This window comes from Candidatus Hydrogenedentota bacterium, assembly GCA_019637335.1.
Classification (GTDB): domain Bacteria; phylum Hydrogenedentota; class Hydrogenedentia; order Hydrogenedentales; family JAEUWI01; genus JAEUWI01.
This window is the reverse complement of the sequence record JAHBVV010000019.1, coordinates 56,053-81,753: the sequence shown is the minus strand read 5'-3', so window position 1 is coordinate 81,753 and position 25,701 is coordinate 56,053. Positions and strand designations below refer to the sequence as shown.

Annotated in this window: 16 protein-coding genes; 5 read left to right on the top strand and 11 right to left on the bottom strand. The window is 64.2% G+C overall.

The features are described from left to right. Window positions 1-87 precede the first annotated feature (87 nt). The 8 genes from KF886_18310 to KF886_18275 all read right to left on the bottom strand — a co-directional run bounded on the left by KF886_18310 (window position 88) and on the right by KF886_18275 (window position 12,358). Window positions 88-987: a sugar kinase gene (locus KF886_18310; protein MBX3179313.1), complete on the bottom strand. Its 900-nt coding sequence runs from the start codon at window positions 985-987 to the stop codon at window positions 88-90. Window positions 988-1,127: 140 nt separating this feature from the next. Further along, window positions 1,128-1,904: a methyltransferase domain-containing protein gene (locus tag KF886_18305; protein ID MBX3179312.1), complete on the bottom strand. Its 777-nt coding sequence runs from the start codon at window positions 1,902-1,904 to the stop codon at window positions 1,128-1,130. A gap of 48 nt (window positions 1,905-1,952) precedes the next feature. Next, window positions 1,953-2,900: an SGNH/GDSL hydrolase family protein gene (locus KF886_18300; GenBank protein MBX3179311.1), complete on the bottom strand. Its 948-nt coding sequence runs from the start codon at window positions 2,898-2,900 to the stop codon at window positions 1,953-1,955. Window positions 2,901-3,667: 767 nt separating this feature from the next. Then, the gene (locus KF886_18295) at window positions 3,668-5,053 is read right to left on the bottom strand and encodes a sigma-54-dependent Fis family transcriptional regulator (GenBank protein MBX3179310.1); all 1,386 of its coding nucleotides are present in this window, start codon (window positions 5,051-5,053) and stop codon (window positions 3,668-3,670) included. Continuing rightward, window positions 5,031-6,947, bottom strand: a complete 1,917-nt coding sequence (locus KF886_18290) for a GAF domain-containing protein (protein MBX3179309.1) — start codon at window positions 6,945-6,947, stop codon at window positions 5,031-5,033. Before KF886_18290 ends, KF886_18295 begins: the two co-directional genes overlap by 23 nt. Beyond that, complete coding sequence (locus KF886_18285) at window positions 6,944-9,460, bottom strand: hypothetical protein (GenBank protein ID MBX3179308.1); 2,517 nt, start codon at window positions 9,458-9,460, stop codon at window positions 6,944-6,946. The genes KF886_18290 and KF886_18285 overlap by 4 nt, the downstream gene beginning before the upstream one ends. A gap of 2 nt (window positions 9,461-9,462) precedes the next feature. Beyond that, a complete protein-coding gene (locus tag KF886_18280; GenBank protein MBX3179307.1) occupies window positions 9,463-10,707 on the bottom strand; it encodes a beta-ketoacyl-[acyl-carrier-protein] synthase family protein in 1,245 nt (414 codons plus the stop codon). A 7-nt stretch (window positions 10,708-10,714) separates the two neighbouring features. Then, entirely contained in the window at window positions 10,715-12,358 is a 1,644-nt protein-coding gene (locus KF886_18275; GenBank protein ID MBX3179306.1) for a hypothetical protein, read from the bottom strand. A 390-nt stretch (window positions 12,359-12,748) separates the two neighbouring features. Here KF886_18275 and KF886_18270 point away from each other — a divergent pair, with 390 nt between their 5' ends. Continuing rightward, a complete protein-coding gene (locus KF886_18270; protein MBX3179305.1) occupies window positions 12,749-13,348 on the top strand; it encodes an acyltransferase in 600 nt (199 codons plus the stop codon). A gap of 7 nt (window positions 13,349-13,355) precedes the next feature. On the opposite strand, the gene rsgA is transcribed toward KF886_18270, so the two are convergent. Next, the gene (gene rsgA, locus KF886_18265; GenBank protein MBX3179304.1) at window positions 13,356-14,426 is read right to left on the bottom strand and encodes a ribosome small subunit-dependent GTPase A; all 1,071 of its coding nucleotides are present in this window, start codon (window positions 14,424-14,426) and stop codon (window positions 13,356-13,358) included. Window positions 14,427-14,566: 140 nt separating this feature from the next. Here rsgA and KF886_18260 point away from each other — a divergent pair, with 140 nt between their 5' ends. From KF886_18260 to KF886_18250, 3 genes are all read left to right on the top strand, one after another. Then, entirely contained in the window at window positions 14,567-15,658 is a 1,092-nt protein-coding gene (locus tag KF886_18260) for a hypothetical protein (GenBank protein ID MBX3179303.1), read from the top strand. A gap of 1,213 nt (window positions 15,659-16,871) precedes the next feature. Continuing rightward, window positions 16,872-19,562 (top strand): HDOD domain-containing protein, encoded by a 2,691-nt coding sequence (locus KF886_18255; GenBank protein ID MBX3179302.1) that lies wholly within the window; start codon window positions 16,872-16,874, stop codon window positions 19,560-19,562. A gap of 152 nt (window positions 19,563-19,714) precedes the next feature. Next, window positions 19,715-21,457 carry a glycoside hydrolase family 31 protein gene (locus KF886_18250; protein MBX3179301.1) on the top strand — a complete coding sequence of 581 codons (1,743 nt, stop codon included), beginning with the start codon at window positions 19,715-19,717 and terminating at the stop codon, window positions 21,455-21,457. Window positions 21,458-22,012: 555 nt separating this feature from the next. Here the strand turns inward: KF886_18250 and KF886_18245 are convergent. Then, window positions 22,013-22,465 carry a response regulator gene (locus KF886_18245; GenBank protein MBX3179300.1) on the bottom strand — a complete coding sequence of 151 codons (453 nt, stop codon included), beginning with the start codon at window positions 22,463-22,465 and terminating at the stop codon, window positions 22,013-22,015. A gap of 668 nt (window positions 22,466-23,133) precedes the next feature. Here KF886_18245 and KF886_18240 point away from each other — a divergent pair. Beyond that, window positions 23,134-24,105 (top strand): NAD(P)-dependent glycerol-3-phosphate dehydrogenase, encoded by a 972-nt coding sequence (locus tag KF886_18240; GenBank protein MBX3179299.1) that lies wholly within the window; start codon window positions 23,134-23,136, stop codon window positions 24,103-24,105. 61 nt (window positions 24,106-24,166) lie between these two features. On the opposite strand, the gene KF886_18235 is transcribed toward KF886_18240, so the two are convergent. Continuing rightward, a complete protein-coding gene (locus KF886_18235) occupies window positions 24,167-25,486 on the bottom strand; it encodes an NHL repeat-containing protein (GenBank protein ID MBX3179298.1) in 1,320 nt (439 codons plus the stop codon). Between the last annotated feature and the right edge of the window lie 215 nt (window positions 25,487-25,701).

Below are 25,701 nucleotides of genomic sequence, written 5' to 3'. Positions count from 1 at the left end.
GCATTACGAGGTGTTATTTGTAGAAAAGCAGGATATACCAGGCGCCGCCGCGATGCAAATGCGGCGTATGCCGGTTTCCGGCGCGGCCTAGAACGCGGTCAATGCCTGAAACGCCCGGTAGCGCGCCTCCACCCGGGCCGCGTCCGCCGCCGCCAGCGCGCTTGGCCCGAAGGCTTCGCAGGTGCAGGAAGCCAGCGCGCTGCCATACACGACCGCCTGCTTCAACGTGTCGAAGTCGGTGGCGTCCGATTGCGCAATGTAGCCCATGAAGCCGCCCGCGAAGCTGTCGCCCGCGCCGGTCGGATCCATCACAACCTCCAGCGGCAGCGCCGGAATGGCGAAGATTTCGCCGCCCGCGCCGAAGAGCATGCAGCCGTGCTCACCCTTCTTAATCACGACGATGGACGGTCCCATGCCCTGGATCGCGCGCGCGGCGTCGCGCAGGTTCAGCTCGCCGGTAAGCTGCTTCGCTTCGCCGTCGTTTATGATCAGGCAGTCGACGCGCGCGAGTACGGCCTTCAACTCGGGCAGCGTGATGTCGATCCAGAGGTTCATGGTGTCGAGGCCGATAAACTTCGGCTTCGCCTGGTCGAGCACCTCCAGTTGCAGCGCGGGGTGAATGTTCCCCAGGAAGAGATACGGCGCGTCGCGCGTGCTTTCCGGCAGTTTCGGGTGAAACGTCTCGAAGACGTTGAGCTGGGTGTCCAGCGTGTCGCGCTCGTTCACATCGTCGTGGTATTTTCCCGTCCAGCGGAAGGTCTTGCCCGGCGCGCGCTCCAGGCCGTCCAGATTGATCGGCTTCGATTGCAGCAGCTTGATGTGCGCATCGGGAAAATCGTCCCCGACAATGCCGACCAGATTGACCGGCACGAAATTCGCCGCGGCCAGGGAAAAGTAGACGGCGGCGCCGCCGAGGGCGTCTTCCACGCGGCCCGACGGGGTTTCAACGGTATCCAGTCCGACGGAGCCAACAACGGTAATGCGCATGCGATGAGATTCCTTCCCGGGAGGTACGCGGCGCTTCGGGCCGCGGGTTGCTTCGCTAGTCGCCGCGCCGCCAGGGCCGCGCGGAAGGCGGGATCATAGCAGAAAAGGCCGCGCCCGCGCAGGGGCGGGAACCGTGCCCGCTACGCCGGATTACGGTATAGCACGTAGTGGTTTTCGCGCATGCTCTCGGGTGCGATGTCCGAGAGCAGGCGTATCAGCCGCCCCTTGGGCGTGTGGTACTTGTCGAGCTCGAGCGCGTAGGTGTCGTTGTAGATCCGCGACTCGACCACTTCGAGGCCGCAGCCCTCGCCGACCGCGCGCAGTTCTTCCCGGCTGTACTCGCGAAAATGCCCGGGGTTTTCCGCGTTTTCCCGGAACAGGGGAATGGGATTCTTTCCCAGCAGCGCAAAGCGCAGGCGTTTCGGCAGGGTCGCTGCGTTGGGCGTGGTGAGCAGGAGATAGCCGCCCGGCGCCAGGAGCGACTGGAAGAATGACAGCACGTGGGACGGCGCGAGATGGAGGTGCTCCAGGACTTCCGAGAACACGATGAGATGCACGGGCTCTATCCGGAGCCACGATTCGGGGTCGCCCGCGGAGCGAAGGTCGTAGCCGTGAAACGTAACGCCATCGAGCGCCAGCGCCGGGGGCCAGTGCCCGCCCCGCGAGGCCGCGTGATCGATTCCCAGCGCGAGAATGGCGTCCCGGGGGAATGCGTCGCGAAGGAGGGCCGTGAAAAACGACGGCCCCACGTCAAGCACGCGCGCGGCCTCCACATCCAACAATTGCCGGCAGTGGACGGCCCGCTCCAGGAGGCGCACATATCGGGCCGCGTTGAAGGCCAGGTACTCCCGGCCTTCTGCGTCCATGTCGAGCCCGTCAAAACGTTGGATAACATCGTCTCGGTTCCGGTATTCCATGTGCAATCCCCTGCCCCGGGCGAAAGCCGGTGGGGCGTGAAAAATCGGCTAGCCCGCCCGGGTCGGCGCCGCTTCGCCCGCGAAAACGCCCGCCATCGCGTTCAGCATAAGGCGGCGTATGGCGTCGTAGCCGCGATCATTCGGATCTTCGAGGTTGGTGAAGTACCAGTAGTGCGGATCGCCCGCGTCGTAGTGTTCACGCCAAAACTGGCGGCAAAAGAGCCCATGGCCGAGGAATTCACGGTGCATGTCCACAAGGTGAACGAAATCGTATTGCTCGGCGCAACGCGCGATGATGTCGTTGTACTTCGCGTGGATGGCGAGGCCGTCCGGCCATTCCGGCAGGCCAACCGGCGCGAAGGTGCCGACGCCGTCGGACGGATCGTAGATGTTGGCCAGGAAAATCTGGCAGCCGCCGGGAAATTTCGCGGCGATGTCTTCGATCATGCCATCGAGCCGCGCCGCGAAATTAGCAATCCAGGGTTCGGCCTCTTCGAGGGTGGCGCCGTACATGGCGCCTTCCCGGGACGGCGTCCTGCCGTACATGTGGATGAGGTCGTTGCCGCCCGTGGTCAGGACAACAATGCCGAGGGTCTCCTCGGGCTGGACTTCGATCTCGGGGATTTGGTCGCGCACATGGTCCAACGACGTCGAGCCACTCACGGATGGGTTGCGGACCGTCAGATTGGGGAAAACACGGGCCAGGTTGCGCCCGGCCATGTCCTCGAACTCGTCTTCCGGATTCTTCACAAGCCGGGCCACGTAGGACTTGCCTTCGGATGCGCCATAGCCCGCGGTAACGCTGTCGCCCAGCCCCAGCAGGAGCACCGGCCGATCGGTCCAGACCGATTCAAAGGGCGCCAGGGGCACGGGCGGACCCGCGGGGCCCGACCCCATGCTGCGAAAGAGAAAGAAATGCAGGTAAAAGGCGACCCCGAGGACAGCCACCGCCGCGATCACGATTAATACGCGTCTTCGTGTTCTAGACGTTTCCATTTGCGCCATTATGCATCACCTTCTGCTTTTCAAAAAAGCTGAATTAAGCGCATGCACGTTCATCTTGAACCACTTGCGCGATCCAGACGAGACCGAACAACCCGCCACCCGTTCAACCCCGCTACAATTCCGATGCTGAACAATCCGAACAGGCTGCGTCGAAAAACGCACGCAGCCGCCGGCACGCCTCAACGACCGGAACCAATTGCTATCCGTGTCATCCGTGTAATCCGTGGTCACAAATCCTGATCGTGGCCAGCCGCCGCTCCCGGCGCATTCGTCTGCATTGGTGTCCATTCGTGGTCAAAAACGCACCCTCATTCAACCACCTACTTCATCTGCGTACAAGAGCCATCCTCTGCGCTCTCTGCGTTCTCTGCGGTTAAAGCCCTTCTCTGTTTCTCTTCGTACCCTTCGTGGTAATCAGTTCCCTGGCTGCGGCCAGAGGCACCCCGTGTTCTTTGTGATCTCTGTGCTCTTTGTGGCTCCAAATCCAATCCCCGCCCACCGTAACCGCGCATCGCGCCCTGGATCATCTCCTTTGCGCCTTTTCTCCTCTGCGCCGTCGCGTGAATATCAATCCTTCTCCAACTTCTTTCCTTCGTGGACTTCGTGCCCTTCGTGGTGATCAATTCCTTGGTTGCGGCCAGCGGCTGCCCCATGCCATTCGTGGTGATCCCATATTCGGTTGCGCCAACAGGCTGCCATGTGTTCTTCGTGGCGCTCGATTCAGTACCACGCGCTCCCCGGCGTAAGCGCCACGAACCCTAACTCGCTATCGAATGTTTGTCGTGATCGTCGGTGATGCCGAGCTGGTCCATCTTGTATTTCAGGATGCGGCGCGTGGTGCCGAGCGCGTCGGCGGCCTGGGATTGCACGTAATTACACTGTTCAAGGGCTTTCTTGATCAGGTGCCGCTCCAGGCGCTGCGTCGCCTCCTGCAACGGCAGACCCGCGAAGTCCTCCAGGCCGCTGACCTCGACGCCTCCCTCCGCGGCAACGATGCCGTTCAGAAACTCCGCGCGAATGACCCGCTCGCTGCTGTGGCACACGAGGATCCGCTCCACCGTGTTCTCGAGCTCCCGGATGTTCCCGGGCCACTGGCACGCCGCCAGGCGGGACAGCGCGCGGGGCTCGAAATCCTGGACCCGCGAGTTTACGCGCGGCCCGTGCTTGGCCACGAAGTGCGCCACGAGCTGGGGGATATCCTCGCGGCGCTTGCGCAGGGGCGGCATGGTGATCGGCAGCACGTTGATACGGTAGTACAGGTCCTGGCGGAACAGGCCCTCGGCGATGGCGCGGTCGAAGGGCCGGTTCGTGGCGCAGATGAAGCGCACGTCCACTTCAATCTCGCGGTTGCCGCCCACGGCGTAGAAGGTGCCTTCCTGCAGCACCCGCAGGAGCTTTGATTGGGCCTCCACGGGCATCTCGCCGATCTCGTCGAGAAACAGTGAACCGCCGTCGGCCACCTGCATCTTGCCGATGCGGCTTTCGGTGGCCCCGGTGAAGGCGCCGCGGGTAAGCCCGAACAACTCGCTCTCCACCAGGTTCGCGGGAATGGCGCAGCACGACAGGGGAACAAAGGGCTTGTCCTTGCGCCCGCCGCCGAAATGGATGGCCCGCGCGAGCACGTCCTTGCCGGTTCCGGTCTCGCCGGTAATGAGCACGGTCGAATCGACGTCCATCGCCTGGCGCGCCTTGGCCAGGGCCTCCATGAGCGCGGGCGCGTTCCCGATGATGTTGTCGAAGCCGGCCGTGCCCTGCTCGCGGAGCGTGGAGAGCTCGCGCTTTTCGCGCAATTCCTCCAGCGTGCGCTCCACCAGGGCGAGGAGGTCGTCCAGATCGAAGGGCTTGATCACGAACTCGCGCGCCCCCTTCTTGATTGCGCGCACGGCGATATCCACCGTGTTCGACCCGGTGACGATAATCACGGGAACCGTCTCGCCGCGCTCCTCCAGCCGCTCTAGAAAGTCCATGCCGCTCATCCGCGGCATGGTCAGATCCAGGAGAATCAGGTCCACATGCTTTTCCGAGAGCACTTCCAGCGCGGCTTCGCCATCCTCCGCGACATGAACCCGGTAGTCGTCGCCCAGGATCATCCGGTACGATTCGCGAATGCTCAGCTCGTCGTCAATGGCCAGGATCGTTTGCATGGCTTAGCTCCGTCGTGGGTATCTGGAGCGCAAAATAGTTGCCCTCCTTCTCGTCGGTGACCCAGCGTATGGCGCCCTGGTGCTGGTGCAGGATGCGGTTGGCGATGGTCAGTCCCAGGCCCATACCCTGCTCTTTCGTACTGTAGAACGGCAGGAAGATCAGGTCGGAATCTTCCTTGGAAACGCCGGGGCCGGAATCCGATATCCGGATCTCGATCGATTTGTCCCGGCGCGCCGTGCGCACCTGAATCGTGCCCCCGGCGGGCATGGCCTCGATCGAGTTCTGCACGACGTTGTGCACCGCCTGCTTGATGAAAACGGGATCCAGCTCCGTCTGCAGGACTTCGGGATCATACGATTGATCCAACTTGATCGCATGGCGCGCAAGCTCCGACTCGAACGAAGCGAGCACCGATCGCACCGTGTCGTTCACGTCGCACTGCTGCAGGCGCAGGCTCGGGTTACGGGCAAACTCGAAGAGCGTCTCCACCACCCGGTTGATCCGCTCCACCTCCTGCTGCACCACCCGGCTGAAGGCGTCCCGAAAGTCCTCGGAATCGTACTTCCGCGGCAGCAGTTGCGCGAAGGTGTTGATCGCGACCATCGGATTTTTAATTTCCTGCGCCACGCGCGTGGCGAGGTACTCCCAGAACGGGCTGTAGGCGATTTCCTCTTGAGAAACGCGCTCCTCGGTCTGCGGCAGAAACGCCACCATCGCCCCGCCCGCGTCGCCCGGAGCCACGTTGATGCTCAGCTGGCCGTTCGTCACCGGATCGCGGATGACTTCGTGGTAACGCGGCTCGTTCCGCGCAATGCTGCGGAGCACCACGTCGGCGAAGGCCGAGCCGAGCCGCTGGACGCTCGAACCTACCACCTTCGTCGCGGGCAGCTGTAGAAGCGCCTCCGCGCGCCGGTTCATCGCCACCACCTTCCGCTCCGGAGAGATTTCCACCATCCCCACGGGCAGATCGCTCGCCATGAGCTGCGCAGGGCCCTGGTAGCCGGGCCGGTTTCGCCCGTAGACGTCTTCAAAGAGTATCTCAACGGATCGGACAAAAAGTGACAGCAGCTCGCGCTCTTCCTGCACGTAGGAAAGGCCGGACGCCTTGTCGCCCAGCACCAGCGCGCCAAAGACCTGGCCGTCCCGCATAAGTGGCGCGGCCAGAATCCCGTTCAGCACCTGCAACTCCTTAATGGCCTCCGGGGCCGACCGGATCGCCATGATGTCGAACAGGCAGGCGTGGCTGTCGAACCAGTGCATCAAGCCCTGGCTGAACGAGAGTCGCAACTGGCCCGTAATGTGGTCGCTGAGCCCGTGCGAAGCCGCCACCGCAACCTGGCCTTCCCGCTCCAGCAGCAGGCAGCAGCGCGTGGCGTCAAAAATGTCGACCGCGCCCTCCATCAGCCGGTGGGCCAGCCGTTCCAAATCGGCCTTGCAGTTCGTGAGGCGGCTGATCCAGCGCAGCGCCATCTGGTGCTGGCCGAGCGACGCGCCGGGCAACGCGGGCACGTCCACCGGCTGCGACGCGCCCGCCGCAATGTAGGTCGTGTGGAGCAGCGAGGCCAGCGCCTCCTGAAGCGATTCGCAGGAAAACGGTTTCGTCAGCACCGCGTTCGCCCCGGAACGGGTCAGCGCCGCCTGCGTCAGCAGGTCCTCCCGGTTCGAAAGCACCGCCAGCGGGATGCCCGGCGCCATGTCCTTCACCGCCTCGACCAGATTCTCCCCCGAGAGCGAGGTGTCGTCCAGAAATATCGCGTCAACGTTCACGGATGCGATGCGGCGGCGCGCCGTGGCCACGTCGAGCTCGTGCAGCACCAGGTCGCCCTCCGGAAGGGATGCCCGCAAGGCTTCCCAGACGCCCCGGTCCTCCGCAATGACCAGGAGCACGTTCATAAGCCAACCCTTTCAATCGTCTCCATGCTGCCGGCGAGCGGCAGCGTGACGGTAAAGGACGATCCCGCCCCCGGGGTGCTGGTGACATCGATCACGCCCTGATGCTCCGTTACTATGCCGTGAACGACGGAAAGGCCGAGTCCGCTTCCGTCGCTTTTCGTGGTGAAGAACGGAGTAAAGAGCTGTTTCATGTGGTCGCGCGTAATCCCGCACCCGTTGTCCCGGATTGTGGCCCGCACGCAGGGCACTTCGTGGCGCAGGCCCGTACCCCGCTGCTGCAGCCGCCCGTGCCCCGTCCACACGCGAACCTCAATCACCGGATTATGGGCGTCGGACAACGCCTCGATCGCGTTCAACACCAGGTTCAGGAACACCTGATGCAATTGCTGGTCGTCCGCCATCACATCCACGTTGTCCTCTGGAAGATCCAGATCGGGGTGAATGCCCTCCTTTCGGAGCTGATTCCGCACCAGCGCAAATACGTTCTTGATAATGCCGCGCAGGTCGTGAAGCTGGAAGGAGACGGGCTTGGGGCGCGCAAAATGAAGCAGCCGAGTCACAATACTGTCTATCCGGTCCACCTCCGGCGGGACCACCTCCGCAAAGGTTTTCCGGAAGTCCGCGTCGTCGAAGCGGTCGAGCAGGAGCTGCGTAAACGTCTTAATCGACTGGAGCGGATTCTTGATCTCGTGCGCCATCCCGGACGCCATGGTGCCGATCGACGTCAGCCGGTCCGCGCGCTGCACGTTCGATTCCAGGCGCTTGATCTGCGTCATGTTGTGGATCAGCACCATCGCCCCCTTCATCCCTTGGCCCGGCAGTTCCAGGCAGGAAGTAGACATGGCCACGGGCATCTCCTCGCCCACGCCATTGATAATCGTCGTCTCCACGTCGAGGATATCGCGCTTGTTGTCCAGCGTCATCTGGAGCAGCCGGGCGACCTTTGTGTCCAGCACATCCAGGGTCATCCCGGGGACCACCGGCCCCAGCATGGACCGGCCTTCCTGGTTGATCGTGTTGATCACGCCCTTGTTGTCGACCGCGATGACGCTGCCGCGCATGTTGCGGAGAATGAGCTCGAGGTGGCCGTTCAGCTCTTCGAGCTCGGTATACAGCCGCGCGTTTTCCACCGCCGCCGCGAGCGACCCGGCGATCGTGTTGAAGACCCGCCAGTCCTCCAGGGTATAGGGCTCTCTGGTGTCTTTCTCGGCAAGCAGGGCCATCCCGAGCACGCCCGATTGCGTCACCAGCGGCATCAGCACCAGGGCGCCAAGCTCCCGCAGCTGCCGCGCGAGCAGGACGGTATGCGGGTTTGGCGCGCGGTGCTCGAGTTCTTCGAGGAGCAGGGGCTCGTGATGCGCGCCGACATACTCCAGCACGAAATCCAGGGGCTGTTCGATTTCCCCGCTCACCGCCCCGGAGACGAACGCCGTGTGCAACTCCGGGCCGCGATCCCGGTCCGCCAGGAGCAGCCGGAACCCGGTCACGCCCATGGTCTGGCGCAGATCGACCGATACGCGATCCATAATCTGGTCGAGCTGGACGTACTTATTCGATACGCGGACGATCCGCTGGGTCAGCGCCTCCGCGTCGTAGCGGCGGTGCCGGATCACCCGATCGAGCACGAGTTGCGCCCGCTCGCGCAGCGGCTGGATGACCACCGCCACCAGCATGGACGTCAGCGCGATGCTGAGAATGGTGTACTCCGGGCCCGCCTGGATGAATGCGGCGTGCGTCAGCGTCACCACGGAGAAATACATCAGGAAGATGATGCAGGTCACCACCACGTGGGCCGTGGTGCGCGAGATGACAAGCCAGATATCCAGCAGGTGGTAGCGGACCATGGTGTAGGCCAGCCCCGCCATCATCAGCACCATGAAGCACGGGCCGTAGAGTTGCGTGTTGTCGATATCGAAGACCGCGGGCGCGATGACGTTCGTGGCCGAGGCGAGGCCCACGCCCGCGAATATGGACGCCAGGACGTGTTCGATTTGCCGCCGCTGTATGCCCTCGGATTTCCGGAGCTTCCGGAACAGGTTGGCGAACATCAACACCATCGTCGCCACCAGCATGACGCCGTACACTTCAAATACGATCCCGTAGGTCGCCTTGGGAACATCTCCCGGAACGAAGGTGAGGGATTTAATGTACCAGCGCGTGTTGACGAGCGCGGTCAGGCCAAAGGCCATCCCGTAGAGCAGGTAGAGGTACCACGCCATCCCGCGGAATCGTTGGTCCGGGAAATAGCCAATAAAATGGTAAAAGGTCGCGGGAAGAAAACTGGCCACCGCGAACGTCGCCATGATCCACAGCCGCGCGGTCTCTTCGCTCTGGGAGTGGACAATGAGGAACACGCCCATCGACCACACGCTCAGGTTGAACGCGAGCAGCGCGAAGACGCGGTGCGTTATGCGCTCGGGATTCCGCATCAAGACCACCAGCCCCATCAGGCAGCTCGAAAGCGCCGCCAGCACCAGCAGGGAGGAGGTTATGATGAAGGAATGCGCGGGCACGTTCAGGCAACCTTACGCAGGACGGAGGCGCAGTGCGTGCCCCCGAAACTGATGGAAACCACGAGCGCCGTGTCGATGTCGTTGAGGCGGGCGCGGTTGGGGACGAAGTCCAGGTCGCACAGGGGATCGGGGTCCTCGAGGTTCAACGTCGGCGAGAGAATCCCGCGCTCCAGGGTCAGGAGCGCCGCCCCCACGCCCATCAGCCCGCCCGTGGAATAGGACTGGCCGATCATCGATTTCACCGCGCTTACGGGTATCCGGTACGCCTGCTCGCCGAAGACCCGCTTGTACGCGTTGGTCTCGCAGCGGTCGTACATGTCCAGCGACACCCCGTGGGCCTGTATGCAGCCTATGTCGTAGCGGTTGATCCCCGCGCTGGAAATCGCGGTCTCGATCGCCCGCGCCAGCGTCTTCCCCTCGGCCTCCAGCATCAGCGGATTCTGGCCCTCCGCCGCCGACCCCGTGCCGGCAACTTCCGCGAAAATGTGCGCGCCGCGCGCCCGGGCCCGGTCCGCGCGCTCGAGCACCAGCGTGCAGGCGCCCTCGCTCAACACGATCCCGTCGCGGTGCCGGTCGAAGGGGCGCATGGCGCCCGCCGGATCATCGTTGCGCTTCGACAGTATGCCCAGCGAGCACGCGGACGCCAGCGATAGCGGAAAAATGGGGGATTCCGTCGCGCCCACGACCGCCGCGTCCACCTGGCCCAGCCGGATCTGGTTGTATCCCCAGTTCAACACGTCCAGCCCCGTCGCGCAGCCGCTCGCAATGGTAATCGCGGGGCCGCGGACGCCAATATCAATGGAGACGTGCACCGTGGCCGAGTGTCCGGAAAACGCCGAGGAGGCGAGTTTGTTGATCTTCTTGTACCCCGCGCTCTCCATCGCCTCCATGTGCCCGCGGTACGCCTCGTCGGGCGACCCGATACTCGTCCCCATCGCCACGGCGATCCGTTCCGGATCGTAGCCCGCGCCCTTGAGGTTCGCGTCCTGTACCGCCAGCCTCGAAGAGGCAATCGCCTGGTGCACGTGCCGGTTCCAGTTGCGGACCACGTTCTTTTTCATGAAATCTTCGGGATTGAAGTCCCACAGCTCCCCCGCGATCTGGCAGGGCAAGTCCGAGGCGTCAAAGCGCTTTATCCGCCGGATCCCCGATTGTCCGGACGCAATCGCATCCCAGTACGCTTCCCGGCCTATGCCATTGCAGGACAGGACCCCCATCCCCGTGATAACGACTGCGTTTACTTCCATGGCGCGCTCAGTTCCCTACCGCTTCCCGCATCCGTGCCGGCGGGGAAAGATCCAGTGTGTCGATGGAGGCCGTGGCCCGGCCGTTGTAGGAGTCAATAGTAGCATGGAGCGGGTCCAGGTCAAGCCGCGCGAGCAGGCCGCCCAGGCCGCTTGCGCCCGGGTCGACTTCCGACAGCAGACACGACGCGCCACCCGATTCGATGGGGATTCCGCGGCGTTCAATTTCCGAGGACAACGACCGAATCTGCTGCGCCAGGGCGCGTCCCCAGAGGCCCCGCATCGTGAAGGGGCGAACCGGCGGCCGGCCCGCCACTTCCGCGGCAACGCCATGCCCCCCCACCCAACGAGCCAGGCGCCCCCCGGGCATGCCGAAGCCGCAGGCCCGCGCATGCTGAAACCAGACGCTGCCGGGCGCGAGCTCGGGCAGCGAGAAGCACGCGCTGTCGGGCTGGCAGCGTTGAATCATCCGGATCGTCTCCGCGGCGGTGTGGCGGTCGTCTTCCGGGCACGGGTATACAAACGAGACGTGGCGGCGCATTCCGTGCGCCCGGCACATACGCATGCAGGCCTCGACCTCGCTGACGGTCCAGTCCTCCCCGTAGTAATCCGACAAAAGGCGCTGGCTTCCCGTCAACAAGCCGAATCGAATTACACGGCACCCCGAGCGGACGAGCGCGCGGAGCAGCTCGCCATCCGTCTCCAGAACGTGGCCGTCACGGGCGTACACGAGTTCGAAGGGAAGCGTGGCGCACTCGTGCGCCAGTTCGAGGGCGGCCTCGCGCGGTGTATGGGGGCCGGCGATGTGAAAGGCGCGCGCGCCGTACAGTTCAAAGAGGTAGAGCATCTCGGCGCGCAACTGCCGCGCCTCGCGCACGTGCACCGGCCGCCGCGCCCATTCGCCGCGATAGTGGCCCGCATGGCGCAAGCCGGTGCTGTGCTGCAGTGTAAACAGCTTGATCTTGCCCGCGTGCAGGAGCGCGGGATACACCCGCGGATGGTAGGCGGCTGGCGCGAAGTCCGGCTCCAGCGGCCGCATGCGCGCCGATCCAGCGGCGACCGACGCACCGCGCCGATACACGAGCCCCGGAATTCGGTCCCAGCTGGAACGATCCCGGCGCGACCGGACCAGGCCCGCCAGCACCGACTCCGCCGGCCCGGTGCAAGCGGCGTCGAATTCGCCCGCGGCGGCCAGCAATGGCCGCGCAAAGGCGTTTACGAAGGCGCCCACCACCACGATCACGGATTGTGGACGGCGCTCGCGCAAGGCCGCCGCAAGCGCCCGGGCCTCCGGAACGTCCTTCTGGCGCCCGATCTGAATCACGATCACGGCCGGGCACGGGCGTTCGCATTCCTCCGCCACCACGCGCCGCACCCGAGCCGCACGGTGCTGGCGGAGCGCACGGGCGATGCGGCCCAATCCCCCCGGAAAATGGCGCGGCCAGGGCCCCGCCCCGCTCTCCGCGATCATATGCGCGAGCGCACGCGTCTCCGGTTGATCCAGGCAAGCCAGCGACCCCGCGTCGTAGATGCGCGCGACGTGGCCCCGCGCCGATAAGGCCCCCGCGCAACGGGCCAGCAGGGGTTGGGGCGTCAGATCCTCAAGACGGATCGGCAGCCCCGGCAGGGCATACAGGTGTATTCGGGTTCCCATGTAACCTACTCGCCTTCCCCGGCCCGCATTGGCGCCATTTCACACCAGCTGGATCATCGATACAGGGCAGGATCCGTTCCCAATCCTCGATGCCGGGCTCCATGGTATCACGTACACAATATATGTGCAAGTACAAAATTGTACAATAAAATTTCCGAAAAACGTACACATCACGAAAACGCTAAGTCTTTCTATTTGAATCGAATAGCGACCTACAGAATTCCAATTCACGATTCCGGAAAAAACTGCGATTTGTTCAGTGGCACTACATATTGTGGTCAGCTTCCGCGCCCTTACACTCTCCGGAGCATGCACAAATTCGACGCGCACCCCGCGCGGGTTGTGCGCCCGCGGCTCCGCAAGTACAATACCGCCCGAAGGATAAACCCAATGAGCTTCTTTGATGCCTGGCGCGCGCGCCGATTCCAGAAAAAATTCAAAAAGGTTGGCCCTGGCTGCCGATTCGATTGCGATTACCTGGAGATCAAGGGTCACGTGGAGCTGGGGGCGCGCTGCGTGGTGGAAAACAATGTCCTCCTGCGGACGCACGGCCAGGGACGGATCCTCGTCGGCGACGAGGTGGAGCTGGGCGTGCATGTCATGATCGCGAGCAATGATCGCGTGGAAATCGGCGCCGGAACCCGCATCGAGCCCTACGCCGTGCTGCGGGACATGAACCACACCTTTCACGGCACGGATGTGCACTGGCGCCTGACCCCGCACCAGACTGCGCCCATCATCATCGGCAAGAACTGCTACATCGGCCCGCACACCTATATCCTACCTGGCGTGACCATCGGCGACGGCGCGGTTATCCTTCCGCGAAGCATGGTGAAAAAGGACGTGGGCCCCAATGAAATCTGGGCGGGCGCCCCCGTCGCGCAGTGTATCGGTCGACGTGATGGCGGCGGCCCCCGGGCCGCCCTGAAACGCCACGCCGAGCTGCTCGCGCTCTACGGCTTCGAGGAACCATCCGGGGAATCCGAATAGTCGCGCGCTACCAGCGATCGCGCTTTTCCCGAAGAATCTGCTTGATCATCTTCCCGTGCTTGCGCTCCGTCCGCCGGAGCTCCGCCGCGGACTGCTCAAATCGTCGCGCTTCCCGGCGCAACCGGAGGTAGCTGTCCAGCGCCGCGGGCGCCAACGATCCCTCGTCGATCGCCGCCCGCACCGCACAGCCCGGCTCTTCCTGATGGCTGCAATCGGAAAAGCGGCACGCCCGCGCCAGGTCGCGGATTTCGGCAAAACTATCCTCCACCCCGGCGCCGGAATCGGCAAGCCCCAGTTCGCGCATCCCCGGCGTATCGATCACCAGCGCGCCGCCGGGCAACGCGAACAGCGTCCGGCTGGTCGTCGTGTGGCGGCCGCGCTGCGTCGCCTCGGAAACCGCGCCGGTCGCCGCGCATTCGTGTCCCATCAGCGCATTGATCAGCGTGGACTTACCCACCCCGGACGAGCCCAGAAAACAACACGTCTCGCCCGGAAGCAGTTCGGCGCGCAAGCCCTCCAGCCCACCGGTTTCCACGACGCTGCTCGTCACGACATGCAGGCCGGGATGGCGGGACGAAATCGCGGCGCACAGTTCCCCGATGGCCTCGGGAGAAACCAGGTCCGCCTTGTTGATCACCGCGATCGGCCTTATATCGGCGGCGCGCGCAATTGAAATGTACCGGTCGATGCGGTTCACGCTGAAATCGCGGTCGGCGGACTGCACGATCACGGCGACGTCGATGTGGGAGGCGATCGCCTGGGCGGCGGAACGTTCCCCCGCCGCTCGCCGTAACAACACGCCGCGCCGGGGCATCAGATCGTGGATGACCCCCGAAGTCGCGTCGGCCGGGGCCAGGATGACCCAGTCGCCCGTCGTGGGATACGCCGCGCGATCGGCCAGCCGCGAGCGCAATCGGCCCGACAGCGTGCACCGAAGCGCCCGGCCGCCGGTGCTCACCGTGTACAACTCCTGAAATGCTTCCACAACGCGCCCGGGGCATTGTCCCTCCGCCGCGACGGAATTATAGTGCTCCCGCAGCGACGCCGTGTATCCCAGCTCTTCCAGCGTGCCTGTCATGTTACGGATCCCTGTTGCGGGCCGAATAATTGCCCGCCCCATGGCGTACACTAAGTATGCGCACTCCTCGCCGTTTGCCACAAGGCGGGCGATCGGCGTAGACACATACCCGGAAGACCAATTCAAGAGGGAGGAGTTTCATGGGGCGCGACATCACGTGCGGCTGCGGACAATTGAACCGGATCGACGCCTATGTCTACGGGGAACCAAGGTACTGCGTCGCCTGCGGGCGCCGGCTATCGGAAACCGGCGGCGATCCGGCGATCGCCTCCAGCCTGTTCCCCGAGGCGGCCTATCCGGCGGATCCCTTCTCCCCGGCCACGGGAGAATTCGAATCGCCGCCGCCAACAGAGGAACCATCCCGCTCCTTTGAGAGCCCGGGCGCGCCGGTGGAAAGCGAACCCGAATCCCCCGCGGTTTCGCGCGCCTGGCAGGATGGGATCCGCGAACACGCGGCGCGCCCCGGCCCGGCAGGATGTTGCGCCCGCTGCCAGCGGCCCTTCCGGGGCGCGTGGGACGTCAACCAACGGCCCGGCGGGGACCTGTGCCACATCTGCGCGACCCAGGCGGATCGCGCCTATGCGCCGCCTTCGGAAAACGAGCGGCGCACGCTCTACCGGCCCGATCCGCCCCGCCCGCGGGCGCCCGAACCACGTCCCGGTGACAGCGACGAGAGCCGCGCCCGAAAAAAGCGCGAGATTCTCGTCTTCGTGGGTATCGCGGCCATCACCCTGCTTCTCGTGAATGTATTGCCGGTTGAAACCTGGGTGGCCATGTTCTTTTCGGCGGCCCCCGAGAACGCGGCCGATCTCCCCCGCGCCTGGATATGGGTCATCCGGACGATGAATTTCGGCATCAGCGTATGCGCTCACGCCGCCGCACTATATCTGGCGCTCCACCTCATTGGCGCGCTGGATGGCGAACGATTCCGCGACGATCTACCCACGCTCGCCTGGCTCGGCGTTGTGTTCACGATCCTCAACCTTTTCGTCAACTTCGCCGGCAACTATTTCGGCATGGTGTTCGGACCCGTCGCGGGCATTCTCATGGGCCTGGCCCTGCTCGTGTCGCTGATGATCAAGCTGCTCCTCATCGCAAACCACTTTCCGGTGCGCATGGAAGGCGCCATTGGCTTTTTGATGTGCTGGGCTTTCGCGAGCCTGCTGTTGAAGCCCTGCGTGTTCGTCACCCACCGCCTGTTTCACGGGCTCATCGCAGCCATCGCGCTGTAAGATGGCCCGCGGACATGCCATCGCAAACGCGCGCAGGAGCGCCTCGGGCCGCAATCCGAGACACCTGAACCGCGAATGGACACGAATTTGCGCGAATGGAAACGGTATAGCCGTCTGAAGCAGTGACGCGCGGCTATAGCGCGAACGGTCGGTTAACATGCGAGGGAGCGCGGCAAAGGGAGCCCGCTTCTACGAGTTCTCCTGACCCCACCAAAACCACCTCGAAAAGAAAGTGGCACAGCTCCATGACGCGCCGGAGGCGGGCGTCCCGCCTGTCCAAAGCGCCGAAAGGCGCAAGTGTAGGATAGGCGTCCCGCCTGTCCAAAGCGCCGAAAGGCGCAAATGTAGGATAGGCGTCCCGCCTGTCCAAAGCGCCGAAAGGCGCAAATGTAGGATAGGCGTCCCGCCTGTCCAAAGCGCCGAAAGGCGCAAAGGATCGCGGAAATTCGTGTCCGCGGCAACGCGAGCCCGCCTCCAAAAAAATCCCCTGCCCCCCACCAAGACCACCTCGAAAAGAAAGTGGCACAGCTCCATGACGCGCCGGAGGCGGGCGTCCCGGCTGTGTTCAGCGCCGAAAGGCGCAACAGGATCGCCGTGGCCGAGGCTGACCATTAAAGGCGGTCGGCGCATCATCCCGCCATAGTGTTACCACGAATGAAAAATCGCTGATTCGTCTTGGGATTCCCGGGCTGGGCTCGTGGCCTTGATGCGCTGATCGAACCCACCGCTCGCGCTGCCTCAGCCTCGAAGACTGAGCCAACGTTGGCGCACGTTGAACGCTTGGGTTGATTGTGGATCCCCGACGGCGATGAGAACAGGTTGGTCCATATAGCCGGGAGAACAAGTGATTGGCGGATCGTGGTGTAAATCCGGCGTCACGCGCACACCGGCGGCGGCAGGAAACCCGCACGGCAAAAATTTGACACTTTGTCGCCATTTGCTGCTATCATGGCGCTACCGTCGTTTCCGGGCAACCGGAATCGCGGTACTTGGGATCTCAATGGGAGGGTGGGCTGCGGCCCGCGACAGGCTCATATATTGTGTTGGCGTTTCTCGCCTATACATGATATAGTAGCTTCAGGTTTCCGACGCAGCAATTCGTAGCGTGCGAAGCGCTCGTCTGGAACCATCGTGTGCGAAGTGCAGGAATAGCGATACCGTTTGTCGCTACTTGGGAATGACCAACTCAGACGTCAAACACCGGATCACCTCCTTGCAAGGGTTACCGGCGTTGCCGCATCTGGCGCGAGAAATACTCCTCGCGCTGGACGCCGGCACGGTCCTGTGGGAGGAATTGGCGGCGCTTGCCGCGTACGACGAAGCCGCCGCCGGCGCGCTTCGCGCGGTCGCCGCGCATGAAACACGCCTGCCCGCCAACGCGCCGCTCGAAGCGCAATTGATCAAGCTGGGTTTGGCGCGCGTTGCGGAGATCGTGCTCGAAAACGTCGCGCCCCGCCTCTTCGACACACCCCGCAATCCGGGCCTCAACCTGGAAGCCCACTGGAAGCACAGCCTGGCCGTGGCGCGGTACGCGCGAACCATCGCCGGGAAGATCCAGAGCCCGTACGCCCTGCTGGCCTACCCCGCCGGCCTCCTGCATGACATCGGCAAACCCGCGCTCGACGCCGCCATTCCCGGCGGCTACTCCCGCGCGCTGGATCTGGTTCGGCAGCAGGGGCTCTACGCGCTTGAAGCGGAGCGCCGCGAGCTGGGCGCGGACCACACGGTAGCCGGCAAGTGGCTTGCCGAAAGCTGGGGCCTGCCCGCGCCGCTGGTCTCGGCGATCTGGCTTCACCACCATCCGCCGGGCACGCTCGACAACACGCCATACCCTGTGGAACTGATCGAGATTGTTTCTCTCGCGAATTTCCTGGCTCACGGCGACGAACTCGAAACCGCCCCGCAGGAACGGGTCGCCGCGATGGATGAACAGCGCTGGCTGCGCCTGGGCCTGAACCGGATCGACGTCATCGAGATGCTGCGCGAGCGGAGCGGCGGAACCCGGGGCGAGGATTCACCGGTCGCCCCCGCGCCCGCGCCCGAACTGGCGCCCGCGGGCGCCTCGGATGATCTCTCCCGCACACGCCAGGACCGCGACTATTACGCGGCCCTCTGCGCCGTGCACGAAGGCATGCAGCCCGGCCTCTCCTCCAGCGCGCAGCTTGCGGTCCTTATTAACGGCCTCCGGACCGCGTTCGGTATCGCGAGCGGCCTGTGCTACCTCACCGGACCCGGCGGCGAAGTCGCCGAGGTGCTCCGCTGGTTCCAGTTGGACAGCGAACCCGAAGCCGTACCGCTTAAGGGCGGCGGCGCGTCCGCCTCCCTGGACGAGCTCATCGCGGCCCTGAAAGACGCACCCGGATCGGGCGCGCCGGGCGCCGCGGTCCACCGGCATGGTTTCATGGCCCTGCCCATTCTCGACAACCACCGCAGCGTCGGCCAGTTGATCTTTCAGGCGGGCCAGGGCGCTCCGGCGCTTTCGGAGAATTTCCTGAACTCGCTCATGCGCTTCATGCGATCCGCGGGCCTGGCCCTCGCCCGCTGCAGCGCCGTTCGCGGCGCGAGCGAGGAGGCCGAGTCGCTCGCGGCGGCGGTTTGGAAGCAGGAGCTGAGCCACCGCAACGATCGCCGGACCGAACGGTTGGTCAGCGTCGGCAAGATCGCGGCCGGCGCGGCCCACGAAATCAACAATCCCCTCGCCGTAATCTCCGGAAAGGCGCAATTGCTGCTGGCGAATGCCGAGCGCGCGGAAGACCGCAGGGCGCTCGAACTCATCGTCGAGCACAGCCAGCGCGCAAGTGGCATCCTACGCGATCTGCTCCAGTTCGCCCGGCCCAATCCCCCGCAATTGATGCCGAGCCGGATCAACGCCGTTTTGCGCGGCGCCGCCGACCGCGTGCGCCAGCGCCTCGAGGACGAAGGCATCCAGCTCATCGAGGACTACGCGCCCGATTTGCCCCTGGTCCACGTGGACCGCGTGCAAATGGACCAGGTCTTCCGCAATATCCTGGAGAACGCCGAGCAGTCCATGACCAAGCAGGGCGACAAACTCACGCTCCGCGTCCGGCCCAACCAGGATCGCACCGCGATCATCATCCAGATCATCGATACCGGCCAGGGCATCGCAGCGGACGTCATGGACAAGGTCTTCGAGCCGTTTTTCACCACGCGCCCGGGCAATGAAGGAACCGGAATGGGCCTCGCGGTCTGCCATGGCATTGTCGAGGCGCATCGGGGCACCATCACCCTGCACAGCCAGGAAGGCTCCGGGACGACCTGCACCCTGACGCTCCCTGTGTCGGCGGATCGGGCCACTGCCCCCTCGGAAGCCGCCGGCGGCCATGCCGATCGGGCGGAGCAACCCCGTCCGGACAGGTACGCCGCGCCCCGGCCCACCGCGCCGGCGGCCCCCGAAACCGCTCCGGAGCGCCCCGCCGCGACGGCGCCCATGGCGCCCATGGCGCCGGAAGTCGAAGCCGCCATCCGCGCGCGAAATGAGGCCTCTCAGCCGCCGTCACGATTCGCCGCCGAATCGCGGGGCAGCCTGCTGCTGGTCGATCAGGATACCGAACTTCGCGACGTGCTCGCCGAGGCGCTCCGGGGACGCGGCTACCAGGTGACGACCGCCGCCGACGGCCTGGAGGCGCTTGCGGAGGTTATCGCCAACCGCGTGGACCTCGTCATCCTCGATGGCGGTGTCCCCGGCGTAAACGCGCCGCAAGCGCTCGTGGACGAAATCCAGCGGCGCAAACCCACCCTGCCCGCGGTCTTGTTGCTCGGCGCCGCCTCGCCGCCCGATCTCGCCGCCGGCGCCGGCCCCCGCCAGATTCTTCGCAAACCATTCGAGGTCGCGCACCTGTTCCAGATGATCGAGCAATCGATCGCCGCGCGAAGCGTCGCTTGAACACGGCGCCCTGGCAAGGCGGAACCGGCTCCCCAGGCATAGTATGCCCCATTGCAAATCGGCCCGTGAGCGCCCATAATTCGTCACAGCGCCAATAACCTGTCGAGCGGGATGCCGCCAAACGCAACCGGCGCGCGAAAGTCGCAATCACGATGAAAAAACGAAACTACTGGGGGCTCCTGCTTCGGATTTCGGCCGCCGCCGCGCTCCTCCTCCTGGTGCTGGCCTGGTCCCTCTTCCTCTACCCGTTCTGGGGTTTTCCGCTGAACTCAGATCGCCACGGGGCCCCGCCGCTCACGCCGGCCTGGGCCCTTGGGCTGTGGGTCTGGGAGGATGACACCAACACCGCCGAATCCACCCTCGAACTCGTAAACGGCCACTTACGCCATGATTTCCCCGTGCGCACCGTGCTAATCGACAGCCCCTGGTCCACGCGCTACAACGATTTTCAGGTCGACGAAGACCGCTTCCCGGATCCGGAAGCCTTTTTCCGGGGCCTCGAGGAGCGCGGGATTCGCGCCGTGCTCTGGATGACGTGCATGGTCAACAGCCGCAACAAGGACACCGCGATTGAAGACGCCTCCGGCTGGCATCAGGAGGCCGCCGACAACGGGTATCTGCTGGGCGGCGACTTCCAGCGGCGATGGTGGAAGGGCGAGGGCGGCTTTATCGACTACACCAATCCCGCCGCGCTCGCCTGGTGGCGCGGCATGCAGAAGACGCTCCTCGATTGGGGCGTTGACGGGTGGAAGCTCGACGGCGCCGCCACCCTGGCGCTCGACATGAAAGGCATCCTCCCCTGGCCCTACCATCGGGCCCACGCCGGGACAATCAGCACGCGCACCTACATGGATCACTACTACCGCGATGAGTACGCCGGGGGACTCGCGCACAACCTCGAGTTCATCACGCTGTCGCGTTCCCTGGATTCGGTGATGCCGTGGATCCATCCGGAGGGGTTCGCGCCCATTGACGCCTCCCCCGTGAACTGGCTCGGCGACAACCTGCACACCTGGGACGAGGAAACGCGGGGGCTCGAACGCGCCATCCGCCTGGCGCTCAAGAGCGCGGAAATGGGCTACAACATCATCGGATCCGACGTTGCCGGTTACCACGGCGACGAACCCATCGATGCGGAGCTCTACATCCGATGGGCCCAGTTTTCCACGTTCTGCGGCCTCTTCCTAAACGGCGGCCACGGGGAACGGCGCATGTGGATGCGGTCGCCGGCGGAATTGGAGATCGTTCGGAAGTTCGCCTGGCTGCACGACGAACTCGTTCCCTACATGTACCGCTACGCCGTCACCGCGCACGAGGGCGGCGCCCGGCTGATGCAGCCGCTGGAAACCGGCCCCTACCACTATCGCTTCGGCGATGATCTATTGATTGCGCCGATCCACCAGCCCGGAAACCAGCATACCGTGCACGTGCCCGAAGGCCGCTGGCGCTACTGGTTTGACGACGCCGCGCTAATCGAAGGCCCCACGACCATCACGCGCGATTTTCCGCTCGATGAATACCCGGTCTATGTCCGCGAAGGCGCCATTCTCCCGATGCGCGTCGAGCGGCACTACACCGGCATCGGCGATCGCTCCTGGGCGGGCGATCTCACGCTGAACATCTATCCCGGCGCGTCCGGACAATTCACGTGGTACGACACCGAAGACGCGCACCCCGCCAACGCAACCGTCACCGTTGCCGATGACGGTATCGGGATTACCGTTGCTGGCCACCGCAGCCCCACGCGCCTCTACGTGCGACTGGACGAAGCCCCCGGCCGAATTGAACAGAACGGCGCGCCCGTGCCGCGCGAACGCTGGGATTACGACCCGCGGCGCAAACGCGTGATACTGCGCCATTCGGATGGCGGCATCATCACCTACCGGATTCGGTAGAGGACGGGGAAAACCCTTGGGCGGCCCCACCGAAGAAGCTGCGGGGCCGCCGCTGGCCGCAACCAAAGCGTGAAGAGCGATCGCCACGAAGGGCGCGAAGTGAAACGGAGAAGAGGCTCCTAACGCGGAGAACGCGGAGAGCGCACTGGGTGATTCTTGTGTGTGGATGGATTGGGGCGGTTGAACGGGGGCGTTTTTGAAACCACGAATGAATACCAATGCACACACATGCCGCGCGCCGCGATCTGCCCCCGCTCACGGCGCCCGTGGGGGCGAATCCGGCGCCCGGCCAACGTTTGGGGCATACGAAGACAGTGCAGGTTGTTTTCCGCTGGCCGCGCGTGCTAGTTTGTGGCATCCAATCGTAACACCCAACGCTGGCTTGTCCTCGACAGGAGACCTTACATGACGATTTTCACGCAGATTTTTGACACCATCGCGCAGGGCTTCCTCTTCACCCTGGGCGCCGCGCTCTTCTTCATCTTTGGAATCGCGACTGGGTTCTTCGACGGATTCTAATCACCCGTTCAGTTACCGGAATATTTCCCGGCGCCGTTATGATGGCGCCGGGCTTTCTTTTTCCGTAGTCAGCGCGGGGCGTGATTCTTCGGCTTCCAAGGCCGGGAATTTTTGTTCGGCTCCCAGCGCCTGGCCCACCGCCAGCAGCAACTCCGCAATCTGAAACGGTTTGGTCAGCGTGCCGGTCGCCCCGAAGCGGCGCGCAAGATCGATGAATCCCTCGGGCGCATGCAGATCCCGCGTTCCGCCCGACATGGCGATGATAGGAAGCGCGGGATTCGCCGCGCGCAGCTCCCGGATGGTCGTCATGCCTTCTTTGTGCGGCATGAAGATGTCCGTGATCACCAGATCAGCCGGCGTGCGCTGCTGCATCTGAATGCCCGAATCCCCTTCGGGCGCCTCGATCACCTCGTGCCCTTCGACTTCCAGAATCTCCCGAATCGTCTGGCGCATCGCATAGTGATCATCAATTACCAGGATTCTTGCCATCCCCGGCTCTCCCTGCCTGTGCGCGGGTCACAGGGCAATCGTGGTTGGGGCTCCGGGATGCCATTGCATCCCGTTTTTCGACAATTATGACGCAGCTTCCGTCGGAAATACACCAAAAACTGTATCAAAGTTGGAATTCTTCATATAATCGAGCACTTTTTGTTATACTTTCTTCATAATTTTTTGCTACTGTATTGATTGTAGGCTCGATCAGTTGAATGACTCCTCGGAGTCACAGCTCCCTCACTTTGGCAAGCCCCCTGCCAAACAAAAGAGCCTACCTGCCGCAGCCCGCCGAGGTGCCCCCCTCGGCGGGCGCTTCCTTTTTTGTCCCCGAAACGCGGTCGAGCAGTATATCACGATGGTCCGGCGTTTGCATCCGGAAAATTCCAGGGCGGGCGAATTTTTTTCTTTACATCCCCCCCCCAATTGGTGCATACTACGGGCGTAGGCTCGCTCAGTTGAATGACTCTTCGGAGTCTCAGCTCCCTCATTTGGCAAGCCCCCTGCCAAACAAATAGAGCCTACCTGCCGCAGCCCGTCGAGGTGCCCCCCTCGGCGGGCGTTTTTATTCACCGCGGGGCGCCTTGCGGCATGGCGCGCCCCTCTGCTACGTTACGCGCGGCGCGGCGCGGCGCGACCACAACCTACCGGGATACCCTTTACGGATGCAGATACAAGTGATTGGCGGTGGAAGCTGGGGGCTTGCCCTGACCCGCCTGCTGGCGCTGAACGGCCAGGCGGTGACCCTCTGGTGCCGCCCGGATGACGATCCCGATACCCTTCGGGAGACGCGCGAAAGCAAGCGCTATCTCCCGGGCGTGCTCCTGCCGGACAACGTCGTGGTTTCCCCGGATGTCGATGCCGGGGCGGAGATGGTGGTCTACGCCGTCCCTTCCCACGCCATGCGCGCCGTGGCGCCCCAATTTCGTTTTCAGGGCAATCCGATTCGCGTCAGTGTGGCCAAGGGCATCGAGAACGACTCCCTGTTGCGCATGAGCGAAGTGCTCGGCGCCGTTGTCCCAGGAGGCCCCATCGTCGCGCTTTCGGGACCCAGCCACGCCGAAGAGGTCGGCCGCGGCCTGCCCGCATCCGTCGTCGCCGCCTCTTCGGACGAGCCCGCGCGCAACGCGGTCCAGGCGGCGTTCTTCAGCCGCGCGTTCCGGGTTTACACCAGCCCGGATATCGTTGGAGTCGAGCTCGGGGGATCGCTCAAGAACGTGGTTGCGATCGCGGCGGGCGTATGCGACGGGCTTGGCCTCGGCGACAACGCCAAATCCGCGCTGATCACCCGGGGGCTTGCGGAAATGGCGCGGCTGGGGGTCGCATGCGGCGCGGACCCGCTCACCTTCGCCGGGCTCAGCGGCATGGGCGACCTCATCACGACGTGCACGAGCCGCCACTCGCGCAACCGCGGCGTCGGGGAAGCCATCGCGCAAGGGCGCTCCCTGGAAGAAATTCTGGCCAGCAGCCCGATGGTCGCGGAGGGCGTTCGCACCGCGCGATCCGCCCGCGCCCTGGCGGCCCGGATGAACGTGGACATGCCGCTCGCCGAGGCCGTCGGCCAGGTGCTTTTCGAGGGGCTTTCTCCCGGAGACGCGATAGAGGCCCTCATGGCGCGGGACGCCAAACCCGAATAGGCTGCGCGAACCAAACGGAATGGGAAAGGCGTCTCGCCGGCCGCGCGGGCGGCCCTCGCTCCTACTCCTGGGCGAAGGTTTCCACGCCGGAGATGTCGGGGCCGTTGAAGAGGCAGAAGACCCGGCCGTCTTTGGCGATGGCCACGGCGGATTCCGAGTGTTCCTTGGCGGTGTAGGACCAGCCGCAGATGAAATCCCCATTGTTGTTGTATTTCATGATGCTGTAGTAGCCTTCGTCGCCGCGCTGGATGGCGCCGTCATACCCGCCCTTGTTGCGTACGGAGACGTAGGCGTTGCCCCACCGATCGCCGGCGACGCTGTGGAAGTAGCTCGGGCCGTCGGGCGGGGTTCCGTGCGCAAAGACGGTCACGAATTCGCCGTGCCCGTTGAACTTCTGGGTCGGGCCGTAGTAGCCGGTGACGAAGACGTCGCCGCTGCGATCGACGAAGAGGCCGTGGGGCGCGTTAAACTCGCCCGGCAGGAGGCCTTCCGTGCCCCAGTCGCGAATGGACTTTCCGAATTGGTCGTACACGCTCACGCGCATGTTGTCGACATCGACGATGTAGAGGTTGCGGGCGGGATCAAAGCCCATGCCGTGCGCGCGCAGCAGCATGCCCGGAAGCTTCCCTTTCTCGCCGAATATCTGGAGAAACTCGCCGTCGTTGGAGAAGACCTGGACGCGCGGGCGATCGCCCTTGCTGTCCGTGACGATGATGCGGCCCTCGACATCGCTGATTACTTCCCGGGGCTCTGTAAGGTAGCCGTCGTCCCGTCCGCGGCCGAGACCGATGCCGCCCAGGTACTCGCCGGTCTGTGAAAAGCGGTGAACCGAGGAATTCCCCGTGTCCGCGATGAGTATGTTTTCTTCTTTGTCCAGGCCGATGCCGTGGGGCGTGGCGAGGTGCGCGCCTTCGCCGCTGCGCTTCTCGGACCAGACGTGCACGGATTTGTATTGGATCGGCGCGTCGCCGATGATGACCGTGGCGAAGAGGAAGCGGTTGGCCGCCTGGGGCACTTCGGCGACGATGTGGATCTCGCGGGGGGAGGGCATGGCGGCCGGCGCGGTGTAGACGCCCTTCTCGTCGATGGTCCCGATGATCTCATTGCCGCCGGGGATGTCGTTCACCGACCAGATCACTTTTTCCGGCACCTCGGCGGCCATGAGCCGGGTCGCCAACATCACCGCGACGAATTTCTGCTGTTCACCCGGGTCGAGATGGACTAGTGTCGGCGTGATCATGGCGCGCTGGTAGCGCGGGTCCGTGTGGTTGAGTCCGCTGCGTGCGACGCCGTCGGTGTAGGGGCTGTCGGCGAGGGCGCCGGGCGCGGCGAAGACGGTGATGAGGGTGGCGAGGGACGCCAATCGGCGAAAACTGCGCATAGTATGCTCTCCCATGATAGCTTGATTGACCGCCGCCAGCATACGCGAACGCGGCGTGGCTGTCAACTGGCTGGCTGGCCAGGGCAATCGCATTTAAACTCGATCTCGGTATATGGGCGTAAACTTGAGTCGATTTGGAACCTTGAATCAACGATAGTGAGCGTTTTGGAGCGCCGGCATCTGTGCCGGCACGGTCCGGGATTCGCCGTAGGCGA